Raw genomic sequence first — 15,793 nt, forward strand, 5'->3', positions numbered from 1 at the left:
AATGAAATTTAATTCTTTTTCAATATACTTCCAATACCTCGACCAATCTGTTCTATTGCCTCAATTCCTTTTGCTAGAGGCGATGCCGTAAAATCTTCATAAGCATCCATTGCGCTTTCTTTGCGATCGTCTTGCGGGTACACCAGTATTACGTTGTTGCTATCGAAGTATTTTTCGAATTTCTGTGGCAACTTATCAAAGATAGATTGATACGAAACAGAACCTTTTCTAGAAAGATTAAAGACTACCAAATCTGTTGGTTTTATTTCGTCTGAAATGCTTTCAAAATCTTCCCAGTCAGAAACATTTTTAAATCCTAATTTGGCGTTTAATTTCAAATTATTCGCAATCTGCTGAATGGATTCATGCGTTTTGTATTCAGCATAAACCACAATTGGAATACTTAATTCTTGTGATAAACGACATATTTTCTGAAGCAGTAAATGAAAACCAACGCCTCTTTCAGTAAATGGAGGGCAGACAAAAACCAATCTTTTTTCTTCTATAAAATTCTTTTGGAATCTACAGATAAACAAACTTTTATCAACATTATTAATTATTGAATCGACATTTTCTCCAAATATTTTATCAATAAAACCTGTTTTTCTTGGCCAGCCTACAATCACAATATCAGACATGATTTCTTTAGAAGTTCTCGCAATTCCACTCGCAGGATTATGATCAATTCTGGCAATAGTATTGATTTTAACTTCTGAAGCTGAACCTTGAATAACAAATTTATCAGCCGCTTTTCTGTATTTTAAAATGTTCTTTTCTGCCTGATTATTGTTAGGAACAATTGTTAATAAAGTAATTGGGTTAGATGATTTTTTATCTTTTATCAAAAGGGCAAAATCCAGTAAACTTGCTGCTGCAGAAGTTTTGGCCAGTGGAATCAGAATATGTTCGTCTAAAATTTGATCTCTTCCAGTATCTTCATGCGAGAATTCTTCTTCGCAGATAGCAATTTTCTTAGCCGCTTTTTCAGTCGCAAACGACGCTACGATGCAAGTAATCAGAATCAGGATAATAGTTCCGTTTAAAATATTTTCATCTAAAATTTTGGCTTTAAAACCTACCAAAATAACAGCTAAAGTAGCAGCAGCGTGTGCACTGCTCAATCCGAAAATAAGCTGTCTTTCGGTTTTGGTGTATTTAAAAACAATTTGAGTAAAAAATGCAGCAATCCATTTTCCGAATATCGCTACAACACTTAAAGTTCCTGCCACAATCAAAGCTGTAGGTCCGCTCAAAATAACGCTGACATCAACTAGCATTCCAACAGAAATCAAGAAAAACGGTATAAATAGCGAATTCCCCATAAATTCAATTCTATTCATCAGAGCAGATGAATGGGGAATTAACGGATTTAAAGCCAGACCTGCTACGAACGCTCCAATGATTGGCTCTACTCCTGCTACTTCGGCCAAAAAGGCAGCAAAGAACACGACAGAAAGTACAAATATATAATGGGCGTGTTTCTCACTTTCTAGTTTCTTAAAAAACCATTTAGCAATTCTCGGAATAACCACAAACATAATAGCAGAGAAAATCGCTAAGGAAATTGTTAGTTTAATCCAAAATGCCTGATTTAAATTCCCCTGAGCGCTTCCCATAATCACGGCTAGAATAATCAAAACCGCAGTATCGGTCAAAATGGTTCCTCCTACTGTAATGGCAACCGCTTGGTTTTTGGCAATTCCCAGTTTACTTACAATCGGATAAGCAACCAAAGTGTGGGTCGCAAACATACTTGCTGTTAAGAAACTGGCATTAAAATCGTATTGAAGCAAATAAAAACAAACTGGAAATCCTATGGAAAGTGGCAGAATAAACGTAAAAAAACCAAAAAGCAAACTCTTATTTCGATTGGCTTTAAACTCATTCATATCCAATTCTAGTCCAGCAATAAACATAATGTATAAAAGACCAATAGTCGAAAAGAGATCAACCGCAGAGTTTTTTGCCAAGATATTTAAACCGTGCGGACCGATAATAACTCCTGAAATAATAAGTCCAATAATTCCGGGAATGTTAATCTTTTTAAGTAAAATTGGACAAAGCAGAATTATAAAAAGTATTAACGAAAAAATCAATACAGGGTTGCTTAAAGGTAATTCGAATTCTTGTAATAGATGTCTGAAAAATTCTATCATATAGTAACTTTATCTTCTTGTGGTATTCATATTTGTAAAAAGACATTCTCAGAATTCAAACAAAATCCATGAAGTATTAATAATTAAAGAGCGAAGCATTAAATGCAACTCGTTCTTTTACAAAAATACCGAAAAAACACTAACTTTTAACGGAAACCGCATATTAAGGTTTTAAATTTATTTCGTTGCCGAATTATTAAATTTTAATATAATTTTTAACAAATACGCAAGATTAACATTAAAAAATAAATCATCGTTGCATTATTCGATTATCTTTGTCTTAACAAAAACTAAACAATGGAAGAATGTATCTCTGTTTTTGATATGCTTAAAATTGGCGTTGGCCCTTCAAGCTCACATACTTTAGGTCCTTGGCGTGCTGCCGAACGTTTTTTGGAAGAGCTCAAAGACGAAGCAATTTTAGACGATATTACAAGAGTAAAAGTCGACTTATATGGCTCACTTTCTTTAACTGGAAAAGGCCACGCAACAGATCTTGCCGTTATGCTCGGATTGAGCGGACAAGATCCTGAATATATCCCTGTTGAAGATATCGCAGGAATTATTAAAAAAATCGAAACCACAAACGAAATCAATTTGGGCAACAAAAAAGTGATTCCGTTCTTTTTTCTTCAAGACATTGTTTTCAACAAAGACTTTCTTCCGTTTCACGCAAACGGATTGAAATTTACAGCTTACAAGTCTGATGATTCAGAATACGAATCTACTTTTTATTCTATTGGTGGTGGATTTGTTGTAAAAGAAGAGCGTACAAATGCTAAAGAAAAAAAAGCCATAAAATGCGCCTTTCCTTACCCAATTCAAAACGCTGCTGAATTATTGAATTATACAGTTACAGAAAACAAATCAATTTCTGAAATTGTATATCAAAATGAAATTTCGATGCGTCCAGAAGCCGAAGTGCATTCCGAATTAATGCGTGTCTGGAACACCATGCTGGAGTGTATGTACATTGGCTGTCACTCTGAAGGTATTCTTCCTGGCGGACTTCATGTACGCAGAAGGGCTTTTGATATGCACCAAAATCTAATCGGATTATCCAATTATACCGACCCGCAAAGTTGGCTGGAAGAAATTAGAAAAACTGAAGTTAAATTTCGTCAAATTTTAAAATGGGTAAGCTGTTTTGCACTTGCCGTGAATGAAGTAAATGCATCTTTAGGACGTGTTGTAACTGCTCCAACTAACGGAAGTTCTGGTGTAATTCCTGCCGTTTTAATGTATTATATGGTAATTGAAAACCATAATGCAGGCGAAAAAGAAATCAAACAATTTTTGATGGTTGCAGGCGAAATTGGAAGTATCTTCAAGAAAGGATCCACTATTTCTGCTGCAATGGGCGGATGTCAGGCCGAAATTGGCGTTTCGTCTTCTATGGCGGCGGCGGCACTTTGCGAATTAATGGGTGGAACTCCTGCTCAGGTTTTAATGGCTGCTGAAATCGCAATGGAACATCATTTAGGTTTAACATGCGATCCAATTGGCGGTTTGGTACAGATTCCTTGTATCGAAAGAAATACAATGGGTGCAATTAAAGCGATAAATGCTGCTGAATTAGCTTTAGAAACTGATTCTAAAAATGCTAAAGTTCCTTTAGACAAAGTGATCAACACAATGTGGGAAACAGCAAAAGATATGAATTCAAAATACAAAGAAACTTCTGAAGGAGGTCTTGCAATCGCTGTAAATATGGCTGATTGCTAAAATTTTTATTTGCCACAGATTAAAAATAAAAATCTGTGAAAATCTTTTTAATCTGTGGCAAAAAAAAACAAAATCAAAGAGAAATAATTACAAGTTTTCAATCTTTTTATTGTTTGATGTCATACACTGTCTGAAAAAGCTTTCATTGAAAAACATAGAGCTTATACTGAAGCTTCTCTAAAATCACCTCACACTTATAGTATCATAATGGAACACAGGCTATTCCGATTAGAATTTAAAGACAGTAAACTATTTTCTATCGAAATATTCTATTATTGCTGATTCCCATTCTACAATTATTCAATACTTTTACATTATCAAAAAAACAATAAAATGTCAGTAGCAAAAAAAGATTATAAAAGAATCACAACAAAGTCATTAATTGAAATGAAAAGCAATGGAGAAAAAATCTCTATGCTTACTGCGTACGATTATACAATGGCTAAAATTGTTGATACCGCTGGTGTCGATGTAATTTTAGTTGGTGATTCGGCATCAAACGTAATGGCTGGTCACGAAACAACATTGCCAATTACTTTAGATCAAATGATTTATCATGCTTCTTCTGTAGTTCGCGCTGTAGAAAGAGGTTTGGTTGTAGTTGACTTGCCTTTTGGAAGTTATCAGTCAGATTCTAAAGAAGCCTTACGTTCTTCTATCAGAATCATGAAAGAAAGTGGTGCGCATGCTGTGAAACTTGAAGGTGGAAAAGAAATTAAAGAATCTATCAAAAAAATATTAAATGCTGGAATTCCAGTTATGGGACATTTAGGTCTAACTCCTCAATCTATCTATAAATTCGGAACTTATACTGTTCGTGCCAAAGAAGAAGAAGAAGCAGACAAGTTAATTGAAGATGCTCAAATGCTTGAAAAAGTAGGGTGCTTTGCTGTTGTTTTGGAAAAAATTCCAGCTGCTCTTGCTAAAAAAGTAGCAGAAAGCATTTCTATTCCTGTTATCGGAATTGGTGCCGGAGGCGGTGTTGACGGTCAAGTTTTAGTAATTCACGATATGTTAGGAATGAATAATGAGTTTAGTCCGCGTTTCTTACGCCGTTATTTAAATTTATACGAACAAATGACACAAGCAATTGGTCAATATGCTGCAGATGTTAAGTCTAGCGATTTTCCGAACGCTAGCGAACAATACTAATTTTTTTTAAGATACTAAGGTTCTGAGTTGCTATCCCGATAACTATCGGGACTAAGTTTTTAGGTTCAAAGAAGCAAAGGAACAAAGGTTCAAAGATTTTTGAATTGCCTCCAGCTTTAGCTGGAGGTATCTTTTTTTAGATCTCTAAAAGGCTTTAGCCAAATCTTTATATATAATTCGAAATTCTCATTATGAAAATTATTTCTACTAAAGACAATCTCCAAGTTTTACACGAAGACAATCACATAATTGTGGTCAATAAACGTGTGGGTGATATTGTACAGGGAGATAAAACAGGCGACAAACCTTTGTCTGATGTTGTAAAAGAATACATTAAAGCCAAATACAATAAACCTGGTGATGTTTTTTTAGGTGTTATTCATCGTTTGGATCGACCAACAACAGGAATTGTAGTTTTTGCGAGAACCAGTAAGGCTTTATCGCGAATGAATGAATTGTTTAGTAATCGCGAAACAAAAAAAACATATTGGGCTGTTGTAAAGAATAAACCAATTGAAGCGTCTGCTAAACTGGTTCATTATTTAAAACGAAATGAAAAAAATAATACTTCAAAAGCACATTTAAAAGAAGTTCCTGATAGCAAATTAGCAAGTTTAGATTATACCATAATTAAAGAACTTCAAAATTATACTGCGCTCGAAATCAATTTACATACGGGGCGTCATCATCAAATTCGTGCACAGTTATCTGCAATTGGTTCGCCAATTAAAGGAGACCTTAAATATGGCGCAGACCGAAGCAATCCGGATGGAGGAATTCATCTTCATGCCAGAAAACTCACTTTTGTGCATCCTGTTTCTAAAGAAAACGTTACGATTATTGCTCCTACGCCAGATGATCCAATTTGGAATGCTGTATGATTTTTATGATTTAATTGTTAAATTTTTAAATTTTATCGATTAACTTGCATGGAGTAAAAAACAAGCTAATCGGAAAATGGATTATAAAAGTAACATCGGATATCGAAAGGAAACTCTAAAAAAGTTATTGTACAATATTCAGAAAAGTGAAGATTTAATTGTAAAAGCTTTGTACGATGACTTTAAAAAACCGGAGTTCGAAGCTGTTTTGACCGAAACCAATTATGTCATTTCAGAGCTTAAAGATGTTATAAAAAACATCAATAAATGGGCAAGACCCAAACGTGTCCTTCCATCCATTCTTAATTTTCCTTCTAGCGATTACATTTACAAAGAACCTTACGGAGATGTATTGATTATTGCGCCTTGGAATTATCCTTTTCAGCTGGCTTTATGTCCTCTGGTTGCTGCAGTTGCTGCAGGAAATAGAGTAGTTTTAAAACCTTCTGAACTTACGCCTCATACCTCTGCCGTAATTGCAAAAATTATAGAAAAAACTTTTCATGTTAATCATGTTGAAGTTTTTGAAGGCGGAATTGAAGTTTCTAATAAACTGCTTGCACAGCGCTGGGATTATATCTTTTTTACCGGAAGTGTCGCTGTTGGTAAAATTGTTGCAAAAACAGCAGCAGAAAACCTAACTCCTGTTACGCTCGAATTAGGAGGGAAAAATCCATGTATAATTGACGAAACTGCCAATTTAAAGCTCGCCGCAAAACGAATTGTCTGGGGGAAATTTATCAATGCTGGCCAAACTTGCATTGCTCCTGATTATATTCTGATTCAGAAAAACATGAAGGTTAATTTCATTTCTTATCTAATTGAGGAAATCATAAAAGCGTATGGCAAAAAAATAGACAAATCTCCCGATTTCGCTAGAATTATAAATACAAAAAATTGGTACCGACTAACCAATATGATTCAAAATGAACATGTTTTATTTGGAGGAGAAAGCGATGCCAACAAACTTTATATTGCCCCAACACTTCTTGAAGAGCCAGATTTGGACAGTCCGGTTATGAAAGAAGAAATCTTCGGTCCGATTCTTCCAATTCTAGTTTACGAAAATGAAAATGACATCGAAAAGATTGTCAGCCGATATGAGAAACCTCTTTCATTTTATATTTTTAGCGAAAATAATTCATTCGTTCAGCAATTACTTTCAAAATATTCCTTTGGAGGTGGCTGTATCAACGACACTGTGATTCATTTTTCTAACAATAGATTACCTTTTGGCGGTGTTGGTCATAGCGGAATTGGAGCTTATCATGGCAAACGAAGCTTCGACACATTTTCTCATCATAAAGCAATTGTAAAAAAAGGAAACTGGTTGGATTTGCCTATGCGTTATGCACCTTACAAAGACAAACTGGTTTCAATAAAACGAATTTTAGACTGGTTATAAATCAGTTAGAAACATTTCGGAATGTTTTATAGATTTTTATACTGAATTGATTAAAAATATTATATTTACGTCAAGATACCTTTCAAATAGTACAAGTCTATAAAACAATTTTACATACAAATGAAATCTACACTTAACCAAATTGAGGACATTAAAAAAAATGGCTATTCCCTTGATTTTGCTACAGTTTTTAATCACGCTTTCGAAAACTATAAAAAAATAGCACTTTATTCTGGGCTAATCATTTTAGTATTTTCAATTATTGCCGCTGTGGCTTTTATGGGCATTATGATTGCCTATTTTGGAGCTGAAGCCATGACAAAAGATTTTATTCAAAACATAGAAAACCAACAATTCACTGCTGTTCAGCTTGTAATACAAACCGTTGCTGTTTCTCTGCTTGCTGGAATTACAGCTCCATTTGGCGCAGGTTTTCTTAAAATGGCAGATTCTGCAGATAAAGATGTAGAATTTAATGTTTCAACTATTTTCAGCTATTACAAAGCGCCCTATTTTGGACAAATTTTTGTTGCTGCTTTTATTCCTGCTTTAATAGGAACAGCTCTTGCTACTTTAGTAGAAAGTTCAGGAATTTTATTTGTCGGAAATCTGATTTCATTTACAGTTTCTTTCTTTATGTATCTATCAATTCCATTAATTGTTTTTGGAAACCTTAATGCAATTGATGCCATAAAATCAAGCTTAATTATCGTTACTAAAAATCCGCTTAACATATTTGCTTTTTTTATCATAGGTTTTCTTGGTTCGATGGTAGGCTTTATAGGCTGTTGCGTCGGAATTATTTTCACGGTTGTTTTTAACAGTTCTATGATTTACGCCACCTATTTTGCCATTTTTGGAACACCATCTGAAGAAGAAGATTCAATTGATTCAATCGGAAAATACAATGTAGATTAAAATAGAAATTTCTTAATTAAAGAGAACCTAACCACTTCTTTTAAGAATTTTCAAAACGCTATTTACTTAACCAACATACCCCAAATTCTATGGCCGCAAACTGTAGTTTTTTCAATTCGGTTATCTCAGGAATTTCCGCTATAGGGAGTGCCTTTGAATCAATTATGACCGGATGGTATGTGTTTAATTCTGACATCATTTATTACAACAACCCTAAACTTATTGTTTTAGGGTTATCGCTTATTGCTTTTCTTTCTCTTTTAGTTTATCAGTTTTTTAGGATCAAAGCTAAAATTGGATATTTCATCGAAAAGAAGAAAGAACAAGATGCTATAGGCAAAGAATACCAGCTTTATATTTTATTTTTTGGTATTGCTGTCATTGTCATCGAAATCATTAATGAAATTTTCAAGATTAGACCCAAAAGTCTATTAATTGTAAATGTTCTAATTGGTGTTTTTGTGCTTGTTATTTATATAATAACGAACAAAATCAGATGGGTTAGAGAACAAATTCAGCAGATTTTCATATCTTGTTTTTTCATTTACATAAGCTACGTAGCGTATAACATTGTCACTTTAAAAAGTGATGTTGTACCAATCATTGTCTTTCTGATTTCTTTTTTCTTTTCGTACAGCATTCTTAAGCCCATAAAAATCTACTGGTCTTTTGTTGCTTTAACTTTCACCTTTCTAATTGCTGCGTTAGCATTTCATCTCATACCGATAAAATCATCCATTTTACTACTCAATTTCTGCATTCTTATTTTCATTATCAATCAAGTAAAATATGCCGTTTTATTAAACAATCGCGATAATTTTAGATTTGCTAACGAAATTGTTCATAAAGGAAATTCACTCACAATAGCATCCAATCAGAAAGGCGAAATACTATTTTGTAGCGAAACTATAACTTCTATTCTAGGACATCAGCCTGAAGAAGTTATGGGATTAAAATTCTGGGAGCTACCTCACGATTCAGAGCCAGAAGAAAAATTAAACCTTGCCAATAATCCAGAAAACAGACTTTACATCAGGAAATTAAAAACTAAAAACGGCGAATACAAATACATCCAATGGAAAGATAAAAAGTTCTCAGATGATTTAATCATCAGCATTGGGCAAGATGTTACAGAACAGGTTATTGTTCAAGATCAATACAAAAATTTAATCCAAACCGCGACTGATATTATTTTCGAAATTGATGCCGAAGGTCATTTTACTTTTATAAATGAATTTGGAATTTCAGTACTGGGCTACACTGAAAATGAGATTATAAATAAACACTATTCTAACTTTATTCACGAAAATTATATCAGCAGTGCAGTAGATTTTTATGAAAATTTAGTGCTTAATGAAAGTAATTATCCTATTATTGAAATCCCTATATTAAAGAAAAATGGTGAAGAAATATGGATTTCGCAAAAAATCATTGTCCGTAAAAATGATTTAGGATTAACAACTGGTTTTTCTGGAATTGCAAGAGATATTACAGAGAAAAAAAATATTGAGAACGAGAAAAAAAAGCGTCTTAAAAAAATTGAAGCCTATAATAATTCGACCAAAAAATTATCAACTACAGACTTTAGCAAATACGACGAATTAAACACGGTTATTGATTTAATATTAAAAGAAGCCGCTTCGATAAGTCATGCCAACCGCGTAAGTTTCTGGAAATATGATAGTGACTTAATTACTTGCAAAAATCTTTTTAGCCTTGATAACCAAAGTTTAAGCGACAAAAACATTTTAAATAAAGAGTCCTATCCTATTTATTTTGAAACACTAAACAATAAAGCCATTATTAATGCTCCAGATGTTTTCAATAAATTGGAAACATCTGAATTTGAAAAACTTTACTTTACAAAAAACAATATAAAATCAATGCTGGATGTCCCGATTTTCTTAACAGGACAATTGGCAGGAGTTGTTTGTTTTGAAAATACGGAACAAAAACGAGAATGGGATAATGAAGACATTAATTATGCAAGAACTATTTCAGATGTAATTTCGCTTGCCATTTCTTCTCAAATGCGTTTAGAAGCAGAAAGAAAACTAGAACTTAAGAGCCAACTTTTGTCAGCACTTTCTTTATGCACCGAAAAGTTCCTGCTTAGCAAAACTACTCACCTAATGTTTCAGGAGACCTATGATATTATTGGAAAAGCAGCCAAAGTAGATCATATGTATTATTACGAAAAAGATGCAATCTACAATACTGTCAGTCAAAAATACAAATGGTCGCGAGAAGGAGTCATTCATCAGATGACACCACTTCGTCATATGACTGAAGAAAATCTGAAGGAAATTTACGAGGTTGCATCGCAGAGAAAAATCTTAAACACCTTAACTCAAAATCTTAATGAAGGATTTTTCAAAAAACTTCTGATCGATAATGAAATTAAATCAATTTTAATTTTACCGCTTTACATTAACGATATTTTCACTGGTTTTATTGGTTTCGACGATTGTACAATAGAAAAACAATGGTCTGAAGATGAAATCAACATCTTCCAAGTATTAGCAAACAATATTTCGTCTGCATTAGAAAGAAATCGAAATGAAACTAAAATTATCGAAAGTGAAGAAAAATTCAAACTGATTGCTAACAATATTCCAGGAACAGTTTATTTATCCAAATTCGATGCTTTCTCGACCAAAATATTCCTAAACGATGAAGTCACAAGCCTAACCGGATATTCAAAATCCGAGTTTATTGAAAATAACTTATCCTTTCTTTCGTTAATACATCCAGATGATAAAGAAGAAGTAATTAACAATCAAATTGATAATTTACAAAACGGAATGCCTCTGCATAATGTATACCGCATTAAGCGCAAAAGTGGCGAGTTTATTTGGATAGAAGAGTTTGGAGACGTAATTAAACGAGATGACGAAATTGAATTTGTCGGCGGAATTTATTTTGACATTACAAGCAAAAAGGAAATCGAAGATGCTATAAAAGCCAAACAGCTGGCAGAAGCTGCTAGCAAATCAAAATCTGACTTTTTAGCCAATATGTCTCACGAAATCAGAACTCCACTAAACGGAATTATTGGTTTTACACACTTATTGATGAAAACAGATCTGGAGGAAATTCAAGAAAAATACATGACCACGATTAACCAATCTGCTCATTCACTTCTTGAAATTATAAATGATATTTTAGATTTTTCTAAAATTGAAGCTGGGAAATTAGAACTGTTTATTGATTTATATGACATTAAAAAGGTTCTAGGACAAGTCTTTGATTTAATTGTTTTTGAATCCAACAAAAAAAATCTAGAACTTGAATTGAATATTGATCCAGACGTTCCAAAATACATCTGGACAGATATTGTTCGTATTAAACAGATTTTGATTAACCTGCTTTCTAACGCTGTCAAATTTACAATTGAAGGTTCGATCAAATTAAATGTTTCTGTTTTAGAAAAGAAACAAAACAATAAATGCACTATCCGTTTTGCTGTAAGCGATACCGGAATTGGTATTTTGGAAAAAAATCAAAAGAAAATTTTCAAAGCTTTTTCTCAGGAAGATAGTTCTACAACAAGAAAATTTGGAGGAACTGGCTTAGGTTTAACTATATCCAATCAGTTGCTTGCTTTAATGGAAAGCCGTTTGCAACTGGAAAGTAAAATTGATGAAGGAAGCACTTTCTTCTTCGATTTAAATTTAAAAACAAGCAACCAAAGTATCACTGATAAATACAACGTCGAACTTAAAAATCTAAATATTGATTTAGATTCTTATAAGACACAAACAAATGGCAATCATATTACCTTTCTAATTGTTGAAGATAATAAGGTAAATATGCTTCTTCTTAAAACAATTATAAAAAATTTATACAAGAACGCTTTTATCGTCGAGTGTGAAAACGGCTACGAAGCCATTCAGCAATTTGAAAAAATAGATCCAACCCTTATTTTCATGGATATTCAGATGCCAATTATGAATGGTTACGAAACCGCAAAAGCCATTAGAAATACTACCAAAGGACGTGATGTTCCAATAATTGCAGTTACCGCCGGCGCAGAAAAAGATGAACGAAACAAATGTCTTTCTGCAGGAATGGATGATTATATCTCTAAACCAATTATGAAAGGAATTGTTGAAGAAGCTTTAATTAAATGGCTGGGATGATTTTTAGTTTTAAGTCGTGGCTCAGTTTTAGCTGAGACTAAAAACTGCAACTAAAAACTAAACATAAACGATTCAATTTCAAAATTTATCATAAAAAATCTATAAATTCGTACAACGTTTTAATTAACAAATTAAAAAACAATTCAATATGAAATGGCAAGGCAGAAGACAAAGTGATAATGTCGAAGACAGAAGATCAATTTCCGGCGGAGGAAAAGCGATAATTGGCGGAGGAGTTATTGGGATCATTGTTTTGCTTCTGAATGTTTTTGGTGGTGAAACTGGTCAGCAAATAGCACCGATTCTAGAACAAATGCAAGGCGGACAAGGTCAGCAAACCGAAGCTGCAGCCCCATTAAGTAAGGAAGATGAAGAAATGGGAAATTTTGTGAGAGTTGTTTTGGCTGATAACGAGGACATCTGGAGTAAAATTTTTGCCGAAAATGGCATGACATACGAAAAACCTAAATTAGTGCTTTTTAAAGGCGCTGTACAAACCGCCTGCGGAGGCGCATCATCTGCTTCTGGGCCATTTTACTGTCCTGGCGATCGAAAAGTGTATATGGATTTGGGTTTCTTTGAAGAACTGAAAACTAAATTTGGTGCAAAAGGAGGCGATTTTGCCATTGCTTATGTAATTGCGCATGAAATTGGACATCACATTCAGACTTTGCTAGGAACCTCTTCCAAAATGCGCCAAATGCAACAAGGAAAAAGTGAAGCCGAAGCCAATAAATTATCAGTAGCATTAGAATTGCAAGCCGATTTTTATGCTGGTGTTTGGGCACACTATAATCAAGCCAATCTAGACACAGGAGATATTGAAGAAGCCTTGAGTGCCGCAAATGCTGTTGGAGATGATGCAATACAAAGTAAAATGCAAGGACACGTTGTTCCTGATTCTTTCACCCACGGAACTTCAGAACAAAGAATGTATTGGTTTAACAAAGGTTTTAAAAGTGGCGATATTAAACAAGGAACTACATTTGAAGAAATTCGATAATACATAAACCAAATATAATAACCACCAGAAAGCATGATGCAAACGTCATGCTTTTTTTATTTTTCAACTATATAAGTGATATAAGGTCATTTTAGACTTTGGTTATATTTCAATAAAAAATCAATTAGAGGTCATATTAGAAAACATAGCCAGCGGTTTCAACCGCTGGAGCGCAACGCATATCACGATTTATTTCTATATCTATTTTATTAGCATCCTGTGGCTGAAACCACGGGCTATATTTGAATATTAGTTTCTTTATTTAAATCTTCTGTTTAAACCTTATTATTCAGCCTTAATCTAAACTGAACTTATATAACTTATATGGTTCAAAAAAATTAAACGTACAAAAAAAGCCTTGAATTTCTTCAAGGCTTTAAATCTGGGTGGCTGACCGGGTTCGAACCGGCGACCCGCGGCACCACAAACCGCTACTCTAACCAGCTGAGCTACAACCACCATTTTTCTGCTTAGCGAGTGCAAATATAAAACAAAGGTTGAGTTCTACAAAGAAAAAAATGAAAAATTTTCATAAAAATTATATCAAATTTTCTAAGCTATTGACTGCCAAACATCTTTCAACTGTAAAACCTTCTGCAAAATCTTTCCCAACTAGTCTTCCTAAGTCCTGCGCACGGTAATTTAAGCTTTCAAAAAAGTTTTTACTTGTAATTGGCGTTGCAGGCTCACTTGAATTCGGATCGTAAAATTGTGTTTTATATGCCATAATTGCTTCAATTTTCTTTTCTTCGAATCCTGTAATATCTACAACAAAGTCTGGTTCAAGATTTTTCCATTGAATATAATGATACACCACTTTTGGCCTCCACGCTTCTTGTCGCACTCCATCAATAGAAGTTTCGATTTTCATTAACCCTGAAAGAAAACAAGAATCAGAAACTAATTTGCTTCCTTTTCCGTGATCAATATGACGATCGTCGATTGCATTGCACAAAACGATTTCTGGTTTGTACTTACGAATCATTTTAATAACTTCTAATTGATGCTTTTCATCATTAACGAAAAAACCATCACGCATTGCCAAATTTTCACGCACAAGAACCCCCAAAATATCAGCAGCATCTTTTGCTTCCTGATCTCTCGTTTCAGCTGTTCCCCGCGTTCCTAATTCACCGCGAGTTAAATCAACAATACCTACTTTTTTACCAAGTGATACTTCTTTTAAAATAGTTCCCGCACAACCCAATTCTACATCGTCTGGATGTGCCCCGAATGCTAATATGTCTAATTTCATTTATTTTTTGTTTCAAATTTCAAGTTTCAGGTTTCAAGTTGTCACCAGAACGTGAAACTTGAAACCTGAAACTTGAAACAATTTTATAAACTATTTTCTCAAAACTCTTTTCATCGTCATCGATTTATTGACGCTTTCTTCCCATTCTTTTTCAGGAATACTTTCTTTTGTGATTCCGCAACCCATGTATAAAATCGCTTTATCTTCCTGAATCTGCATGCAACGTAAATTTACAAATAAATCAGAACTTGAATTATTTCCTTCAAAAGAGCTATTTAGCTCTCCTAAAAAACCAGTGTAGAAAGTCCTATCGTAATTTTCATTTTCTAGAATAAATGTTTTCGATTTCTTTTTAGGAAGTCCGCAAACTGCGGGTGTTGGATGCAGCGTATCAATAACCTCTTCTAAAGTTGAGTTATCTTTCAAAACTCCAGAGATATCTGTTTTAATATGCCAAATCGATCCAGCTTTCAAACTATAAGGTTCAGAAACCACAACCGAAGCCGTAAATTCTCGAAGTCTTTTCACAATAAAATCGGTTACAAATTGCTGCTCGTCTTTTTCCTTTTGCTGCCAAAGGATTTCTGTTTCCTTATTATCTTTCTGTGTTCCTGCCAAAGCCATGGTTTCGAAAACATTTCCGTTTGCCTTCAAAAGTTTTTCTGGAGTTGCTCCCATCCAAAGTCCAATATTCGGATGAAAGAAACAATAACAGAAAGTTGCCGGATATAATTGAACCAAGTGCTGAAAAGTTTCAATAAAATCAAATTCAGACAAAGGCACTTCTTCACTTCTCGACAAAACTACTTTTTTGAATTCTTCATTTTTAATCGCCTGAATTCCTTGGGCAACTAAATATTCATATTGAAATTTAGCTTCTTGATCAAAACTCAAATCATCAATTTCTATAGACTCAAATGAAGTTGTTTCCTTTTCGGTGCTAATAATTTCAGATTCGTTTTCTGGAATCAGGATTAGTTGTTTTTCATCAAAAGAAGCAAAAACAAACCCTTTTTCACTATAATCTGAAACGGTATTTAAAATAGAATTTTGCTGTAATATACCAATATAGTTTGTTGCATTGGGTTTTGAATAAAGTACAAAAGGTAAATTTTGCTCTTTATGATTTTTAATTTTTAAGAAAAATGGATTCATA

10 protein-coding genes and 1 tRNA gene are annotated in these 15,793 nt (G+C 33.7%); 7 read left to right on the plus strand and 4 right to left on the minus strand.

The annotated features are described in order from the left end of the window. Positions 1–8 precede the first annotated feature (8 nt). A complete protein-coding gene (locus OZP10_RS02360; RefSeq protein WP_281633343.1) occupies positions 9–2,156 on the minus strand; it encodes a cation:proton antiporter in 2,148 nt (715 codons plus the stop codon). Positions 2,157–2,453: 297 nt separating this feature from the next. Between OZP10_RS02360 and OZP10_RS02365 the strand changes: the two genes are divergently transcribed. The 7 genes from OZP10_RS02365 to ypfJ all read left to right on the plus strand — a co-directional run bounded on the left by OZP10_RS02365 (position 2,454) and on the right by ypfJ (position 13,382). Then, positions 2,454–3,881 (plus strand): L-serine ammonia-lyase, encoded by a 1,428-nt coding sequence (locus OZP10_RS02365; protein ID WP_281633344.1) that lies wholly within the window; start codon positions 2,454–2,456, stop codon positions 3,879–3,881. Between the two features lie 333 nt (positions 3,882–4,214). Next, positions 4,215–5,033, plus strand: a complete 819-nt coding sequence (panB, locus tag OZP10_RS02370) for a 3-methyl-2-oxobutanoate hydroxymethyltransferase (RefSeq protein WP_281633345.1) — start codon at positions 4,215–4,217, stop codon at positions 5,031–5,033. 191 nt (positions 5,034–5,224) lie between these two features. Then, the gene (locus OZP10_RS02375) at positions 5,225–5,914 is read left to right on the plus strand and encodes an RluA family pseudouridine synthase (protein WP_281633346.1); all 690 of its coding nucleotides are present in this window, start codon (positions 5,225–5,227) and stop codon (positions 5,912–5,914) included. A 76-nt stretch (positions 5,915–5,990) separates the two neighbouring features. Then, complete coding sequence (locus OZP10_RS02380; protein WP_281633347.1) at positions 5,991–7,319, plus strand: aldehyde dehydrogenase; 1,329 nt, start codon at positions 5,991–5,993, stop codon at positions 7,317–7,319. A gap of 120 nt (positions 7,320–7,439) precedes the next feature. Continuing rightward, positions 7,440–8,237: a DUF2189 domain-containing protein gene (locus tag OZP10_RS02385; RefSeq protein ID WP_281633348.1), complete on the plus strand. Its 798-nt coding sequence runs from the start codon at positions 7,440–7,442 to the stop codon at positions 8,235–8,237. Positions 8,238–8,326: 89 nt separating this feature from the next. Then, the gene (locus tag OZP10_RS02390) at positions 8,327–12,379 is read left to right on the plus strand and encodes a PAS domain S-box protein (RefSeq protein WP_281633349.1); all 4,053 of its coding nucleotides are present in this window, start codon (positions 8,327–8,329) and stop codon (positions 12,377–12,379) included. 148 nt (positions 12,380–12,527) lie between these two features. Further along, positions 12,528–13,382, plus strand: coding sequence for a KPN_02809 family neutral zinc metallopeptidase (gene ypfJ, locus OZP10_RS02395; protein ID WP_281633350.1), 855 nt, complete (start codon positions 12,528–12,530; stop codon positions 13,380–13,382). 385 nt (positions 13,383–13,767) lie between these two features. Here the strand turns inward: ypfJ and OZP10_RS02400 are convergent. The 3 genes from OZP10_RS02400 to OZP10_RS02410 all read right to left on the minus strand — a co-directional run bounded on the left by OZP10_RS02400 (position 13,768) and on the right by OZP10_RS02410 (position 15,792). After that, a tRNA-His gene (locus OZP10_RS02400) sits at positions 13,768–13,841 on the minus strand. 79 nt (positions 13,842–13,920) lie between these two features. Then, the gene (bshB1, locus tag OZP10_RS02405; protein ID WP_281633351.1) at positions 13,921–14,637 is read right to left on the minus strand and encodes a bacillithiol biosynthesis deacetylase BshB1; all 717 of its coding nucleotides are present in this window, start codon (positions 14,635–14,637) and stop codon (positions 13,921–13,923) included. Between the two features lie 90 nt (positions 14,638–14,727). After that, positions 14,728–15,792 carry a chorismate-binding protein gene (locus OZP10_RS02410; protein WP_281633352.1) on the minus strand — a complete coding sequence of 355 codons (1,065 nt, stop codon included), beginning with the start codon at positions 15,790–15,792 and terminating at the stop codon, positions 14,728–14,730. Position 15,793: the final 1 nt, after the last annotated feature.

The sequence above is a fragment of the Flavobacterium luteolum genome, from assembly GCF_027111275.1.
In the GTDB taxonomy this organism is placed as follows: domain Bacteria; phylum Bacteroidota; class Bacteroidia; order Flavobacteriales; family Flavobacteriaceae; genus Flavobacterium; species Flavobacterium luteolum.

What these genes read in the sequence shown, in the direction of transcription:
- bshB1 (WP_281633351.1), bottom strand. Translation starts at nt 14,637, where the DNA reads ATGAAATTAGACATATTAGCATTCGGGGCACATCCAGACGATGTAGAA.
- OZP10_RS02410 (WP_281633352.1), bottom strand. Translation starts at nt 15,792, where the DNA reads ATGAATCCATTTTTCTTAAAAATTAAAAATCATAAAGAGCAAAATTTA.
- OZP10_RS02385 (WP_281633348.1), top strand. Translation starts at nt 7,440, where the DNA reads ATGAAATCTACACTTAACCAAATTGAGGACATTAAAAAAAATGGCTAT.
- OZP10_RS02365 (WP_281633344.1), top strand. Translation starts at nt 2,454, where the DNA reads ATGGAAGAATGTATCTCTGTTTTTGATATGCTTAAAATTGGCGTTGGC.
- OZP10_RS02360 (WP_281633343.1), bottom strand. Translation starts at nt 2,156, where the DNA reads ATGATAGAATTTTTCAGACATCTATTACAAGAATTCGAATTACCTTTA.
- panB (WP_281633345.1), top strand. Translation starts at nt 4,215, where the DNA reads ATGTCAGTAGCAAAAAAAGATTATAAAAGAATCACAACAAAGTCATTA.
- OZP10_RS02380 (WP_281633347.1), top strand. Translation starts at nt 5,991, where the DNA reads ATGGATTATAAAAGTAACATCGGATATCGAAAGGAAACTCTAAAAAAG.
- OZP10_RS02390 (WP_281633349.1), top strand. Translation starts at nt 8,327, where the DNA reads ATGGCCGCAAACTGTAGTTTTTTCAATTCGGTTATCTCAGGAATTTCC.
- OZP10_RS02375 (WP_281633346.1), top strand. Translation starts at nt 5,225, where the DNA reads ATGAAAATTATTTCTACTAAAGACAATCTCCAAGTTTTACACGAAGAC.
- ypfJ (WP_281633350.1), top strand. Translation starts at nt 12,528, where the DNA reads ATGAAATGGCAAGGCAGAAGACAAAGTGATAATGTCGAAGACAGAAGA.